The organism is Verrucomicrobium sp. BvORR034, from assembly GCF_000739635.1.
Taxonomy (GTDB): Bacteria; Verrucomicrobiota; Verrucomicrobiia; order Verrucomicrobiales; family Verrucomicrobiaceae; genus Verrucomicrobium.
The window spans coordinates 1-12,907 of sequence record NZ_BATQ01000095.1; the positions used below are offsets into that span (position 1 = coordinate 1).

At 59.8% G+C, this 12,907-nt stretch carries 14 protein-coding genes; 5 read left to right on the plus strand and 9 right to left on the minus strand.

Features of this window, described 5'->3' with window-relative positions:
* Nucleotides 1-449: 449 nt before the first annotated feature.
* Nucleotides 450-779 carry a hypothetical protein gene (locus tag BV034_RS16095; RefSeq protein WP_050028028.1) on the minus strand — a complete coding sequence of 110 codons (330 nt, stop codon included), beginning with the start codon at nt 777-779 and terminating at the stop codon, nt 450-452.
* A 376-nt stretch (nt 780-1,155) separates the two neighbouring features.
* On the opposite strand from BV034_RS16095, the gene BV034_RS16100 reads away from it, so the two are divergent.
* Nucleotides 1,156-2,235 (plus strand): PQQ-binding-like beta-propeller repeat protein, encoded by a 1,080-nt coding sequence (locus BV034_RS16100; protein ID WP_265593070.1) that lies wholly within the window; start codon nt 1,156-1,158, stop codon nt 2,233-2,235.
* A 147-nt stretch (nt 2,236-2,382) separates the two neighbouring features.
* Nucleotides 2,383-3,051 carry a class I SAM-dependent methyltransferase gene (locus BV034_RS16105; RefSeq protein ID WP_265593071.1) on the plus strand — a complete coding sequence of 223 codons (669 nt, stop codon included), beginning with the start codon at nt 2,383-2,385 and terminating at the stop codon, nt 3,049-3,051.
* Nucleotides 3,052-3,129: 78 nt separating this feature from the next.
* On the opposite strand, the gene BV034_RS16110 is transcribed toward BV034_RS16105, so the two are convergent.
* The 3 genes from BV034_RS16110 to BV034_RS16120 form a co-directional block, all read right to left on the minus strand.
* The gene (locus BV034_RS16110) at nt 3,130-4,548 is read right to left on the minus strand and encodes a hypothetical protein (protein ID WP_050028031.1); all 1,419 of its coding nucleotides are present in this window, start codon (nt 4,546-4,548) and stop codon (nt 3,130-3,132) included.
* 496 nt (nt 4,549-5,044) lie between these two features.
* A complete protein-coding gene (locus BV034_RS16115; protein ID WP_050028032.1) occupies nt 5,045-5,476 on the minus strand; it encodes a response regulator in 432 nt (143 codons plus the stop codon).
* The gene (locus tag BV034_RS16120) at nt 5,451-6,671 is read right to left on the minus strand and encodes an ATP-binding protein (RefSeq protein ID WP_265593072.1); all 1,221 of its coding nucleotides are present in this window, start codon (nt 6,669-6,671) and stop codon (nt 5,451-5,453) included. The genes BV034_RS16115 and BV034_RS16120 overlap by 26 nt, the downstream gene beginning before the upstream one ends.
* A gap of 273 nt (nt 6,672-6,944) precedes the next feature.
* On the opposite strand from BV034_RS16120, the gene BV034_RS16125 reads away from it, so the two are divergent.
* Nucleotides 6,945-7,514, plus strand: coding sequence for a hypothetical protein (locus BV034_RS16125; protein WP_265593073.1), 570 nt, complete (start codon nt 6,945-6,947; stop codon nt 7,512-7,514).
* A gap of 365 nt (nt 7,515-7,879) precedes the next feature.
* Nucleotides 7,880-8,053 carry a hypothetical protein gene (locus tag BV034_RS36075; RefSeq protein WP_265593074.1) on the plus strand — a complete coding sequence of 58 codons (174 nt, stop codon included), beginning with the start codon at nt 7,880-7,882 and terminating at the stop codon, nt 8,051-8,053.
* Nucleotides 8,054-8,119: 66 nt separating this feature from the next.
* On the opposite strand, the gene BV034_RS36080 is transcribed toward BV034_RS36075, so the two are convergent.
* The 3 genes from BV034_RS36080 to BV034_RS16140 form a co-directional block, all read right to left on the minus strand.
* Entirely contained in the window at nt 8,120-8,287 is a 168-nt protein-coding gene (locus BV034_RS36080; RefSeq protein ID WP_265593075.1) for a hypothetical protein, read from the minus strand.
* A 126-nt stretch (nt 8,288-8,413) separates the two neighbouring features.
* The gene (locus BV034_RS16130) at nt 8,414-9,046 is read right to left on the minus strand and encodes a hypothetical protein (protein WP_050028035.1); all 633 of its coding nucleotides are present in this window, start codon (nt 9,044-9,046) and stop codon (nt 8,414-8,416) included.
* Nucleotides 9,047-9,715: 669 nt separating this feature from the next.
* Nucleotides 9,716-10,933: a S8 family serine peptidase gene (locus BV034_RS16140; protein WP_050028037.1), complete on the minus strand. Its 1,218-nt coding sequence runs from the start codon at nt 10,931-10,933 to the stop codon at nt 9,716-9,718.
* Between the two features lie 595 nt (nt 10,934-11,528).
* Between BV034_RS16140 and BV034_RS16145 the strand changes: the two genes are divergently transcribed.
* Entirely contained in the window at nt 11,529-11,999 is a 471-nt protein-coding gene (locus BV034_RS16145; protein ID WP_050028038.1) for a hypothetical protein, read from the plus strand.
* Nucleotides 12,000-12,061: 62 nt separating this feature from the next.
* Here BV034_RS16145 and BV034_RS16150 read toward each other — a convergent pair whose 3' ends face one another.
* Entirely contained in the window at nt 12,062-12,658 is a 597-nt protein-coding gene (locus BV034_RS16150) for a thioredoxin-like domain-containing protein (protein WP_050028039.1), read from the minus strand.
* Nucleotides 12,659-12,754: 96 nt separating this feature from the next.
* Nucleotides 12,755-12,907 (minus strand): helix-turn-helix transcriptional regulator (locus BV034_RS36840; RefSeq protein WP_343123293.1); only part of this gene is annotated, 153 nt, incomplete at its 5' end.

The window sequence follows — 12,907 nt, forward strand, 5'->3', positions numbered from 1 at the left end:
ACAGGAGATCACAAGGCGAGCGAAAGCGGTGATGCTCTCCGCAGTCCCAAAAGCGCTGTGCGCTCAGGTGTTGGGAGCGTGAGATAACGGGGTAGTTTGGAGAGCCTTCGATATCGGAGGCTCTTTTGCGCTGGAGCCAGAGATTCGGGTGTAGCATCTGGCGACGCAGTCGCTGTGGAGTGCGGCGAGAATCGCCGCTTTCGCTGGGCCTTGTGTGGTGGTGAGTCCTTTAACCGTGCGATGGGGGTGGCGAGAGAATGCGCGGTGGGGGAGATCGTCGAGGGACGCTTGGGGCGTGAGCCGGTTGGCACAACCGGACTACGCCCGTGGAGAAAGCTGTGTGTAGTGCAAACTTTGGCTTGCTCAGGATGCGTTGCGAAAGATCGACTGAGCAGTCCCGCCTGCGGGACTGGACTCCGTAAAGAGCCTGGCGGGGCTTGTGCGTTTCCTCAGCCGTTGGAATCATCTTCATCTGCATCCTCGTCCTCTAGCTCCCTCAGTTCATCATCGGCTTCCTCGACACCGGCATTCACGAGATCTTGGGTGGCGGCGAATTCGTCTTCCAGCGGTGGTTTGCCGACACGATGGCCGAGGTCTGCGCCCAGGCCGCTCCAGCTTTCTTCACGCGTCGGATCGTTGTCATCGAGTTCCTCTGTGTCCGGGATGACATCGCTTTCGTCGGGAGGGAGAACGTCTTCCGTGTTCAGGTCATCGATGATGGCGTCGGCGGTGATCTCTGGATCTTCGGGGGCGGATGCGTCGGTTTTGGGCGAATTCATAGAGGAGTGCGGTTGAGTTGATGAGGATAGCTGGAGTGGAGTCCGGAAAGGGATAAAAGGACAAATTGACCTTCAACAGGAGATCGTGCAGCGGGTCGGGCGCGGTTGGATGGTTCACCCGGATTGCTAGAGGCACAATGGAAGGTTGGACGCGAGAAGTGAGCCCGGCTGGCGTTTTCATAGGATGGGCAGAGTCTGTTCCGCACTGGTGCTGCAGTTACTGGCGGGGATGGCGATGGCCGAAGACTGGCCGCAATGGCGTGGGACACACCGAGATGGCACGTCAGCAGAGGTGGCGGAGTTGCCAGAGTTTCCGGAGGCAGGACTCCCAGTGTTGTGGAGAGCGCAAGTCGGTGCGGGCTGGTCGACGCCGGTCGTGCTGAGTAACAAGGTCTATGTGTTCGACGCGAGACTGGAGCGACCGAGGGCCTGGGAACGTCTGACCTGTCGGGATGCAGTGACCGGCAACGTGCTCTGGCAGGTGGAAACGGAGGTGTCTTACCCCGAATTCTGCTTCGTAGCGGGTCAGGAAAATGGGCCCACTTCAACGCCAGTGATAGCGGCGGAGAACATCTATACGCTCGGGCAGAAGGGGCAGGTTTGCTGTCGCAACACCACGAAGGGAGCGCTGGTGTGGCAGCGCGACTTTGACGCCGACTATGGGATGAAGGAGTTTACCGGGAATGGCTCACCCTTGGTAGAAGGCGAACTCCTGATCATCACCATGACGGGGACGAAGGGGGCCGGTGTGATCGCCTTGGACAGGCGCACGGGTATGGAGAGGTGGCGTGCGTTGGATGAAGCGATGTCGAACAGTTCACCCGTAGTGATTGGGGCAGCCGACCGACGTCAACTCGTGATCTGGAGCCAGCAATCTGTTTCGGCTCTGGACGTTGCCGCGGGCCAGATCTGGTGGAGCGAACGACTGCTGACCAGCTCGGATAAGGCGGTCTCTACTCCGGTGTGGGATGGCGACCTGCTGCTGGTGGGAGGATTGATGTTTCGCTTGGGAGAAAAGGAACCTGGTGCCCGGGCCATCTGGCCGGAAAACCGGGCCATCTCGCACCGGGTGCTAAGCAGCACCTCCACGGCATGGGTTACTGGAGGTCAGGTGTACTCCGCCAAGGCGACCGGGGAGTTTGTCTGCCTGGACGCCACCACGGGTCAAGAAGTGTGGAAGACAGACAAAGTCACCGCCAGTAAACAGGGGGCAACGGTGCACATCATCGGCGCCTCCTCCCAGACTGGTGAGGCGCTGCTCTACAACGACCAGGGGGAACTGATCCTGGCGAGATTGTCGCCTGCTGGGTACGAGGAAAGGAGTCGCGCCAAGTTGTTGGAACCCGACCAGCCATTTGGGGGCAACAAGGTCAACTGGTCTGCCCCGGCACTGGCAGGGGGAAGGGTGTTTGTGAGAAACCAGCGGGAGCTGGTTTGCGTACGGGTGGGGAGGTGAGGGCGTGCGGTGGATTCTGACCACGCGCTTTCGCGAGGTCACCGAGTAGAAGGTGGTTGAATGGTTCAACTATTCGGGGGCCGGGCAGAGAAGATTTTTCGGCTTATTGATTGCCCGATTCTCATTGCCATGTATGGCAAAATCCCAATGGAAACGCTGTTGGATCTGGGAAAAGAATATCAAAATCGTTTTGCGGCACTGGCACCCTATCGGGACGCGGTTTGGAAAGTGTTGGTGAAAGGTTTTTTCCAGAACTACATCGAAAGCAACGCCACGGTGTTGGACTTGGGCGCTGGATGGGGGGAGTTCACCCGGAACATCCAGGCGGGGCGCCGGATCGCGATGGACCTGAATCCCGACATGCCAGCAAGAGTAGGCCTGGGGGTGGAGACCATTTTGCAGGACTGCTCCCAAACTTGGCAATTGCCGGACAATTCTGTGGACGTGATTTTCACCAGCAACTTCTTTGAGCATTTGCTCACCAAAGACGCGTTGCGGCGTACGCTCATCGAGGGGCTGCGCTGCCTGAAGCCCGGGGGACGGCTCATCGCCTTGGGACCCAACATCCGGGCGCTGCACGGGACCTACTGGGACTTTTGGGATCACTACCTCGCACTGAGTGACCGGACGATGACGGAGGTACTCACGCTGACAGGATATGCGGTGGAGCGGGCGGTGCCCCGCTTCCTGCCGTACTCCATGTCCCTGGGGATGACACCGCCGGTGGCGCTGGTGGGTCTGTACTTAAAGCTGCCTTTCCTGTGGCGCTTTTTTGGAAAACAGTTTCTCGTGGTGGCCAGGAAGCCGGTGGGGTGAGGTCGATTGCGAATGAGATACTGCAAGTCCGACTTCTGAAAGTACGGGCATTGCGCAACTGGCATCCTGCGATGTCGTCTATTTAGCCTCGCCCGGGCGTTTCGTCCGGGTGTCAAGCCTGGCCCTGGTGCTCAAGTACTCGGAACCAGTCAGGGCTTTTCCTTCATCGTCTTTAGCGATGAAGACAGACCACTGATCGTCATCAGGGGGATAGGTTTCGATGAGACCATGTCCGCCTGGCGGAATCTCCTGAACCTTGGTCGACCAGTGGGGTGGGCGAATCGCTGTGGGGGCGGTGGCACAGAGGCCGGGCATCATGCTTGCGAGCAGGACGGCCGCGAGACCCTGCTGAAGACGCTGACGTGAGGAGAGGAGGGTTGCCAGCGCCACCACGATGAGGGCATAGGGAATCACATAGTAGCGTTCTCCACCGAGCCAGGAGCGGCTCGTGCCGGAGCTTCTAGCCCATCCCGCTGCTGCGAAGAGCGCGGCGAAGGCCAGCATCCAGAGGAGACGGGTACGTCCCGGTTGCTCGCCCCTCCAGAAGAAAAGGCTACTGATGAAGAGGAGCAGAAGTCCGCCAGCGAGGACTGTTCCCCAGAGCACCTCCTGGCCTGGAGACCAGATCACAGATTTGCCGAAGAGCCCTAATGCAAAGTCTGCCACCCAGGGCAGCAGCGGGCCACGAGCGATGTCGGGGGCGGCGGGCTGGTGGGCTGCCAGGGTCAATACGCTGATCTGGGCGATGGCAGCGATGGCTTGCGAGAGCGCCAGAATGATCTCGAATCGGGTGCGACTGTGCCACGCCCGCCAGATCATGGCTGGCAGGGTAATGATGGCAAAGGGGCCTGAAAGCGCGGCAAGTGTGGCCATCAAGATCAGCAAAACTTGCCCGCTGAGCCTGGCTGGCCTCGGGGCTGGGTGGACGGCCAGCAAAGCAAGCGCCAGTCCCGTGAACCAATGCAGATTGGTGGGAGAGTACATGAGGTACCCGCCCATAGGCGCCAACGTAAAGAAGGCTGCGACGGCGATGCGTTCTGCCCAGCTTGTCCAGGCACCGATGAAATAAAGCGTCACGCTCAGCAGTCCCAGCGTGATCCAGACCAGGGCGGCGGGCTGTGACTCCAGCGGGAAGATACTGCCCACCCAGACGATCAAACGGGGCAGCATATGGAGATAGCCCGCATAGGGAACAAACAGGCTGCCGATGCCATAGGAGAGGTTGTCTTCGATGAAGATGGGACCATCTTCTGCCACCAAATAGGGGGCGCTGAACTTTTGCCAGTTGGCCGCTGCGAGGGAGACTGAGGTGGCCGCTGCGTAGGCCACCAACGTTGCAGGGTGGAATTCAATGCACTCAAAGGTTTGGATGGCAGCATGCCATCTCTCTTGACCTCCCCGATGCAAGTCACCCTCCATCGGCTGCGCCACAGGGCGGTCGAAACGACAAGGCACATCCCTGCCCATGACCACCAGAGCCACGGAGGTGACGCCCAAACCCTCACCAAAGTGTATCCTTTAGGACGGACTCCAGGAGCAATGGAGGCAGCTGGCCGGATGTGAAGCGAACTCGTGCGCAGGACAAAGGATGCCTCAGCTCCCGGTTGCGACAGTTCGTGAATGGCTTGTCTCTTCGCGTAACGCTGTCCGTCGCGTGTGACAAATGCGTGACGGAGATCCGCATGGGTGAGGGCGGGAAGTGCGCCCTTCTTGGCGCGCAGGGTATCGCCATTTTGAATGAGCAGCCCCGGCTTGAAGTTCACTGTGGAACGAAGAACGCCCAGTTGGCCAAGGACAGCTGCCAGCGGCAGGGAGAGCCAAATGGTGCAGACCACTGCGATCAGGAGGCGAATGCCGGACGCTCCCGGGCGCATGGTCAACATGGAGGAGGGGGAGAGCTGGCTACGGCAGAGCGGGCATTGAGGTCACGATGAGTGATAGTTGGTGTATGGCAGAGGTGGAAGGGGCGTTCAACTGCGGCCTGAACGAGGTGTCAGTTTTTTGGCAATTCGCCATGCATGACCCGATTGATCGCCTGGACGAGTGAGTGGGAGGTGATGGGCTTGTCTAGACATTCTGCCACACCAAGGCGGGTGCATTCGTCCTTCGTCTCCTGAGTCCAGTACGCGCTCATGATGAGCACGGGCAGGCTGGGATGCGTGCTCTTGATAACGCTGAGAATAAATTTGCCGCTGGTTACGGGCATGCGCAGATCGGTCAGGACGACGTCGAATCCCAGATGTGGATCCGACATCAGCGCCATGGCTTCTGCCGTCGAGCAAGCGGAGCACACCTGAGCTCCGGCGCGGCTGAGCACCTTGGTCACGGCGCGCAACATGGGCAGATCGTCATCCACCACCAGCAGCCTGTACTGCGCAAGGGTGAGTGAGGAGGATTGTTCAACAGGCAGGGGAAGGCTGGGCATGGAGTTCATGGGACGATGAGGCTCGGGGGTTGAAGTGATCGAGTGAACCAGAGGATGGGCCAGCGGAGGTGGGGAGTGTTTCATCCAACATGTAGGGCAGGGTGATGGTGAACGTCGTCCCTGTCCCGGAGACACTCTGGCAGGAGAGTTCACCGTTGTGCTCGGCGATGATCTGTTGGGACAGCGCCAATCCGAGTCCGGTGCCCTTGGCCTTGGTCGTGAAGAAGGGGGTGAAGAGGCTGGGCAGGTCCTCTGTGCGAATGCCGCAGCCGGTGTCTATTACGCCGATCTGCAGGGTGGTCCCTGTCTGCCGGGTGGTCACCCGCAACACGCCGCCTTCTGGCATGGCATCCCGCGCATTCAATACGAGATTGAGGAGGACCTGCCAAAGCTGCACCACATCGATGTTGGCGGTATGCACCCGCGGATCGTAGCTCTTGATGAGGCGCACATGAGCCGCGCCCAGTTCGGGCAGGAGCAGGGCGAGCTTCTCATCCAGAAAAGCGTGCAAAGAATGGGGGGCTGGCATCACCTTGGGCAGCCGCGCAAATCCGAGGTAGTCCCGCACGACCTTCTCCACCCGATCCACTTCGGCACGGATCTGCTCCACCAGGGTGAGGGCTTCATACGGCGTGTGTGACGCTGGAGTGGGGATGCCGTCGGCAAGTTCCGTCACCTCGCAGGCCAGAAGGTCTAGGTTCAGGGAAATAGCCCCCAGGGGATTGCGTACTTCGTGGGCCACCTGCGCGGCCATGGTGCCTACTTGTGCCAGTCGTTCCGCCCGGAGCCTCGCCAGGTCTGCGTCGTGACGGCGCGTCATCTCCTCCCGCAGCTGGCTGGTCCTCAGGCGTACGCGCCGCTCCAGAGAGTTCATCATGTCATGGAGGGCGGAGAGCAACAGGGCCACCATGAGGAACACCGTCAGAAACATAAGCGCATTCCAGAGCAGGCTGGATTGACGGGCATGAATGCCGCCGATCCCGACTTCCGCTGCGAGCCAGGTGCAGGCGGAGAGCAAGCTGAACGCCATGCCCCAGCGCCGTCCTGCGACCCATACGACAAGAGACACCGGCAGCAGGTAAAGGGCCACCACCTGGCATTCCTGACCCGTGAAGTAGTCCAGTGCGCCAATCGCCGTCATTAGCGCAGTGGCCAGCCCGAGGGCAAGCGCCGGGCGCTTGAGGACTTTCTTCACCGTATTCATCACTGAGGGTAAACTGCCACGAAAGTCACGTTTGGACCGTCCGCTGGTGCTCATCTTGAGTAGGCGCTCTGCCTAGACCGGGCGATTCTTCAGAGAGATGCGGCGACTTTCGGCGAGCTCAGGTGTCGGTGACAAGTCTCCAAGCAATTGAGGTGCTGGGGCCTTTTGAACAGCCTGGCTCGGTGGTTCGTATGATTTCTCGGCGTGAAAGCGTTGTCTGAAACCGTGGCAATGTGGCATCGTCCGCCAGTCTCTTCGGCCGTCATGAAAAGAACCCTCTGTGACCTCTTCGCCGTGGTGTTTATTTTGAATGCCAGCGTATGCGCCACGGGCGCGGCAGGGGCTGAGTCCGGCGGTCCTCCAGATCGCAAGCCGCAGCTGCTGCCTCCCAGGAACATGTTGATGGTGCCTGGCTTTCTTCGTCCGCTCTACCAGCAACCGGGCCCATTGTCGATCAATGCCGGGAAAAGCCGCCTGCCCGCATGGTTGGATGATCCCGATCTGGCCACGCGATGGTTTGCGCCGCCCTCTTTCGCCAGCCAGATACCGTGGAACAGGGGGCGCAGGTACTTGTACCCCAATCCTGGCTTTGAGGTGCAAGTGCACAAACGGTGGGTCATGGAGCTCTCCCTGTTGCCCAAGGTCTCATTCAATGCCTACGTCGCGGAGTCGCCTTTTGCGCCCTACGTGCCTGAGGTGGGGACTGCACCGGGCTCTCCGGGTCCCGCCCCAGAGATATTGAACCCGTTCACGGGAGTGTCGTGCTGGTTCAGGGACGACCTCCTGCGTCTCCTGCCAAATACTTCTGATCGTGAGCTGATTTTCCCCTATTGAGGAAGTGTTCCGGATGTTCTCCAACGCATGAGATTTTCGTATGTGTCATGCGCCAGGCGCTTTGATTGTGAAATGACGGTTCGAGGCAAGTTTCTTGGAGGGGCCTGGTAATCAGGGTGGTTTGAAATTTCATGAACCCGGTCTCCTGCGAGCAGCCGGACCCAGCAAGGGGGTGCCGAACCTTTATTCACATTTTCACATCAGCGGTGTCCCTTCCGATGGGGGACTCGTAGGTGAGACAGAGATGGTGTGAGCCCCCTCAAATCTGTCCAGCATTTTTTAGCAACCGCAGGCTGCCGCGGAACTTGCATACGGCTCCCACATGGCGTACCAGATGCTCTCCCGGAGCCATGCTATTTAACCCCATGCAAGAGTTCAAACCCGAAGTCATCGAAGCCCTGTTGAAACTGCCCGGTCTGGTTGGCTGGCAGGTGCGCCTCTGTGAGGCCGCACTCTACGGCGACGACTACTCGGAGTATGATCTGGCGGACCTCATCCAGTCCCGCTGGCGCGAACTGATGGAGGTTGGCGCGGTCTAGCTATTGGCCAATGGTCGGCTGAATCGCCGAAGGGGAGGCAGGGAGCCGCCGGCAATCTTTTGCCGCCTACGGTGCTTTGGGAGACCTGTCTCGCGCGCCTGTGTCCCTGGCCACGCTGGCGAGGAGGTCATCAAACATTGCCGCTTCCTCCCCACTGGACATGAACTCGATTTCAGTCTTGTCCACATCCAGTGCCGGGTGGCTGCCTCTTAGAACCTGTTTGGATAAAAACATCCGGGTGTGGCAGGTTCAATTAAGGGAATGAGATAAAAGCGGCTTCGCCGAGCCTGAGAACTGCCCCCTCCGGGTTGCGGTCCTTTTGAGCCTGGACGGCGTTGCTCATCGGTTGTGAATCTCGATTCACGCCCTCTTCGCGCCTTGTCCAGCCTCAAAATGCCTCGCAACACCCCCAGCGTTTTTATCCAAACAGGTTCTTAGGGTGTCATGGTTGTGAAGTGTTACCGCGAACTCGGTGCCTTTCACCACTGCTGTCATGTCATACCAGGTGTGCTGTTGAAGTTTCACGGTTGCTTTGCCCAGCAGTTGAGTTTTCTCCGCATTATCCTTTGGCAGATTGGGTCTGTCCCTCTGAATCGTCAGAAGCTGGGGCGTCACGATGACACGGCATAGATTGCCCAACTGATTGCGCAGGAGCAGCGTCGCGCTCCTGGTTCCGGGGCAGGCAAACTGGAAGCGAAAGTGAATGACTGCGTCGTGATACTTTCGCTGGCACGCGAGGCCGGCTGCATGCTTGTCCTCCGGTTTCTCCAGCCCCGTGAGCACGCCGCCACTCACGGTCCACAACCCCTTGCCCAGCCGCCATTTTGCGATGGCGTCGGCCCCGGAGAAGTCCTCGTTCACGATCAGTGCTCCTGCTTCGATAGGTAGGGGTAGGGGGACGGCGACTGTGCTGTCATCATCGGCCGCCCGCCCACTACCGGTAAGGATTGCCGAACAGAGATGCAGCAAGAGGACGGCACGAAATGGTTTCATGGAGAATGACGTGAATGGCCGCAGAAAGAGTCCTGTCCCCGCCGCGACAGAGCGAAGGGGCTGCCACCCAACGTCAGGTCTGCTGCTGGTGTTGCATTCATTCATCCATGCGGATACGGCACGATCACTCTTTGCTTCAGAGCGCCCGATTGAGAACCAGCCAGAATTCCACATCGTAGGAGCCACCATCGCATGCTGAAGTTGTTTCGCCGCTTGTTCCATGCCACTGGCTACAGCCTGTCTGCAGAGGCTCTGTGCCGGGATGAGTCGGGTCGCCCTATTCTGGACTGTGATGACGAGTGGTGGCTGGAGGTGGATGGTGAGCGGATAGCTCTTCACAGACCGGCGGAGGGAGGAGATGTTTGGAGCAGCTTTCTGCTCTTGCCAGCCAAGGACGACCCTGTCCGACTCCAACAATTGGGGGACAAGGAGTTCTGGTTGCAACTTGCTCGAGAGAGCTGCACTTTTCGCAGCCGATCCCATGACATGGTTGCTACCTTCGCTTTTCCGGCGCAAGATCCCCCGCGGGTACCCGGCCGGGTATTGATGCGGAGGCTGTAGGAGTGATTGGTGTCGAGGTTTGCTGGCACCTTGTCATGGCGAATCGTCTGGGAGAAAACCTTGTGGTAATGACGGTTTGCGAATTGGCAGGCTCCTTAGACACTGAGCCTATGGTGCCCTGCCCAGGCCTGCGCCCACATCCGCCGCAGTGGTGCCTGTGACCAGGCCCGTGAAGGTTCCGGAGGCAATGAGTCGGGCCTGGAGGAACATCGGGTTCACAGGTTGTCCGGAGGCTGCCAAACGCTGGCTCCAGAGGGCGGCGAGACCGGCAACATGCGGCGTGGCCATGCTGGTGCCGCTGATGGTATTCATGCCTCCGTTGAGCCAGGCAGAATTCACTGCCACACCAGGACCAGCGAGGGTGGCGCCGGTGTTGGAGAAGGGGGCCACGCGCAGGCCTGTGGGGGATTGTCCCAACGCGCCGATCCCAATGATACCAGGGGCTGCGGCGGGTGGGGAGAGGTTGATGGTGTAGGGAGTCGGCAGCGTGCGCTCGCTTTCATTGCCGGTGGCCGCCACTACCGTGACGCCCTGGCCAAATGCGGCTCTCGCGGCGAAAAAGGCTGCCAGCTTCTCAAAGAGCATCACATTTGCCCTGTACGCCTCCAACGCCAGGGAGGTCGCGGGCTGAACTTGCAATCCCTGGCCCACCACGCGGTCCACGAACCCAGGAAAGTCGATCCCGAGGGACATGGAAATAACGGTCGCGCCTTCATCAGCGGCCCATTGCATCGCCAGGGCCAGGACGTCACTGCCTCCGCCGGACGGGCCGCCCAACACCTTGGCGATCACTGCTCGTGTGATGCCCGGGGCCACGCTGAAACGCAGATTGTTCAAGGGGCGGCCAAAGATGGTGCCTGCGCAGTGGGTGCCGTGGCCGTTGTCATCCTCCACACTGCCTGCACCCGTGAAGTCCCGGGTGACGAGGTTCACGCCAGCGAAGGCCGGGTGGTCCTGATCGATGCCGGTGTCCAGCACCGCGACGGTCACACCCGCGCCGTTGAATTGGGATACATCGGCTCCCACGGCCGTCACGCCCCAGGTCGTGTTGGTGGCGGCGGGATCCGCGGAAAATCCTGGGCCAGCGTCACGGGGTTCAATGAGTTTCAACGGCATCACTGGGGCACCCACGACGACATCGGGATCTCGATTGATGTCCCGGATCTCCGCCTCAGTGACGCCGGACACGGTTTCAAGGGTCATGCCCGCACTGGCCGCGGCCATGTTCACTGCCGCCTCCAGTCCGGGGGTCGCGAGGGGGCCAGTGATGGGATCGCGGGTCGCACGCAGGGCGGGGACACGCAGAATCATAATGGAGTGTTTCATAGGGGGAAGAATAAAAGGTGAGGGGTGGGGGCGCTGGCAACCCGATCAGACTGGGGGCGGTTGGACGGTTCGATGTAATGATGAATTGACTCCGTCAGCGTTCGGGAGGAGACACCTGGACGTGGACATCCCCAGCCGATGAATGTGCGGCGGGCGGAAGGGGAACCATCAGGGAACGGGTCCCCATGAAGACGGCCATCAGAGACGCGCAATGCGCTGTTGACTCAAAAAAGCGGGTGAATAGAGCTCGCCGAGTGCAGGGCGTGGATGTCGCCATGCCGCACCACTTAACTTCAGATTTTAGGTTCCCGGAGTCGAAGGATCATCGCTCACACCCGGTTTCCGTCAAGTGAATGCATCGCGCAAAGCGGTGGTGAGGAATTATTAGTGGCTGGAGAAAAGGGGGCGCGGGGACCAAGGGGCATCGTTCAGGCGAAGACACGCGGGAGTCTCTATCTCTTCAGGTGTCGGATGACGTCGGATTTGTCAGCCTCATACAGAACAGAGGCTGGTTTCGTATGAATAGTCTCGCGAAGCCCCACCGCTTCCGTCTTGAAGTCCCACGGTTCGGCATGCACGTTGGTTGCCTCACGCCATGGATTTCACCCATCTTGCCACCTCAGAAGCCGACGACTTCGATGCCGAGCAACTCCTCCACTCGCTCGTTCAGTCTGGCGATGAGGTGGCTCTCAAGGCTGCCTGCTGGGCCATTCTTACGGCGGAATGTTTCCCGCCCCGTCTGGGAGCCGCCTATGCTGCGGTGCAGCAGGTGGATGCACATGCTGGATGGCGGGAGGAGTTCTGGAGTCGCTTTCTGAGCGGAGCGGACGGGTGGACTTCCGCTCAGTTGGCCAACTGGCTGAGCGGTCACTATTACTTCTCCTACACCGCGGCCGACTTTGAAAGGTTCGTGGAGCTCACTTCCTCCATCACCTCGGCGTATGACCGCCGCTGTGTCGCCGTCATGCTTTTCACGTGGCGGCGTTTCGGAGGTGATGAGGCACGGGTGCGACAGTTCATGGATGAGTGCATTCACCCCGATGAAATTCTGGGCACCACCCCGTGATCAAAAAACAACTGCCTCACGGCGTTGAGCCGCGAGGCAGGGGGGGATTGTCTGGCCCGGACTCAAGACCCGGGCTTCTTCAAACTGTCCAGCCCTGAACTTGAAGTGCTGCTGCCGGCACCTGCGGCGCTTCCTCCTTTCAGGATTTTCTCCATATCCTCAAGCACTTTGCGCGGTCCCACGTATTTGCCATCCACATAGGAGTCGGAGAGCACCTTGCCTGTTTCATCGATAAAGACCAGACAAGGGATGCCACGTCCGGAGTACTTGGTGAGGCCCGGAGTGTCCTTCTTGTTGTCAAAGGCGAGCGCCGGCCAGTCCATGCCGTCTTCCTTCATGTAGGCCGCCATATCCTCAGCGGATCGGTCGCTGCTCACGAAGATCAGCTCAAACTGCGGGTTCTTCGCCTTGTTGCGCTTGTACCAGCGCACCAGATCCGGGGTGAAAGCCCGGCACGGGCCGCACCACGAGGCAGAGTAGTAGATCGCGTAGTGCTTGGATTGAGCGAGTGGGGCATCGTCGAACTTTTCCACTTTGCGCCCTTTGGACTCGACGAGCTTGCCCTTGAACTCCGGATACACCGTGTTGTCAGCCCGGCTTTCCCCGGCGACAGCCAGTAGGGCCGCGGCAACGGCCATGTAAAGGAAGTTGGTTTTCATCACGCCATTGTGGAGTGCCAGAGCAGACTTGGAAAGCAAAGTTTTGGCGGACAAGAGTGCTCCCCTGTAGGGCTACTGGGCTCTCGAAGCGGAAAGCTATGCTCCGAACCTGGCCGGGTACAGTTTCTCCAGAGCTATGCGGCTGGCGGACATGCGGTTTTCCACACCCAGTTTGGGGTAGATGCGCTCCAGGTGGACTCGGACTGTGCCAGGGGAGATATTGAGGATGGTCGCCGTATCCGCGTTGGT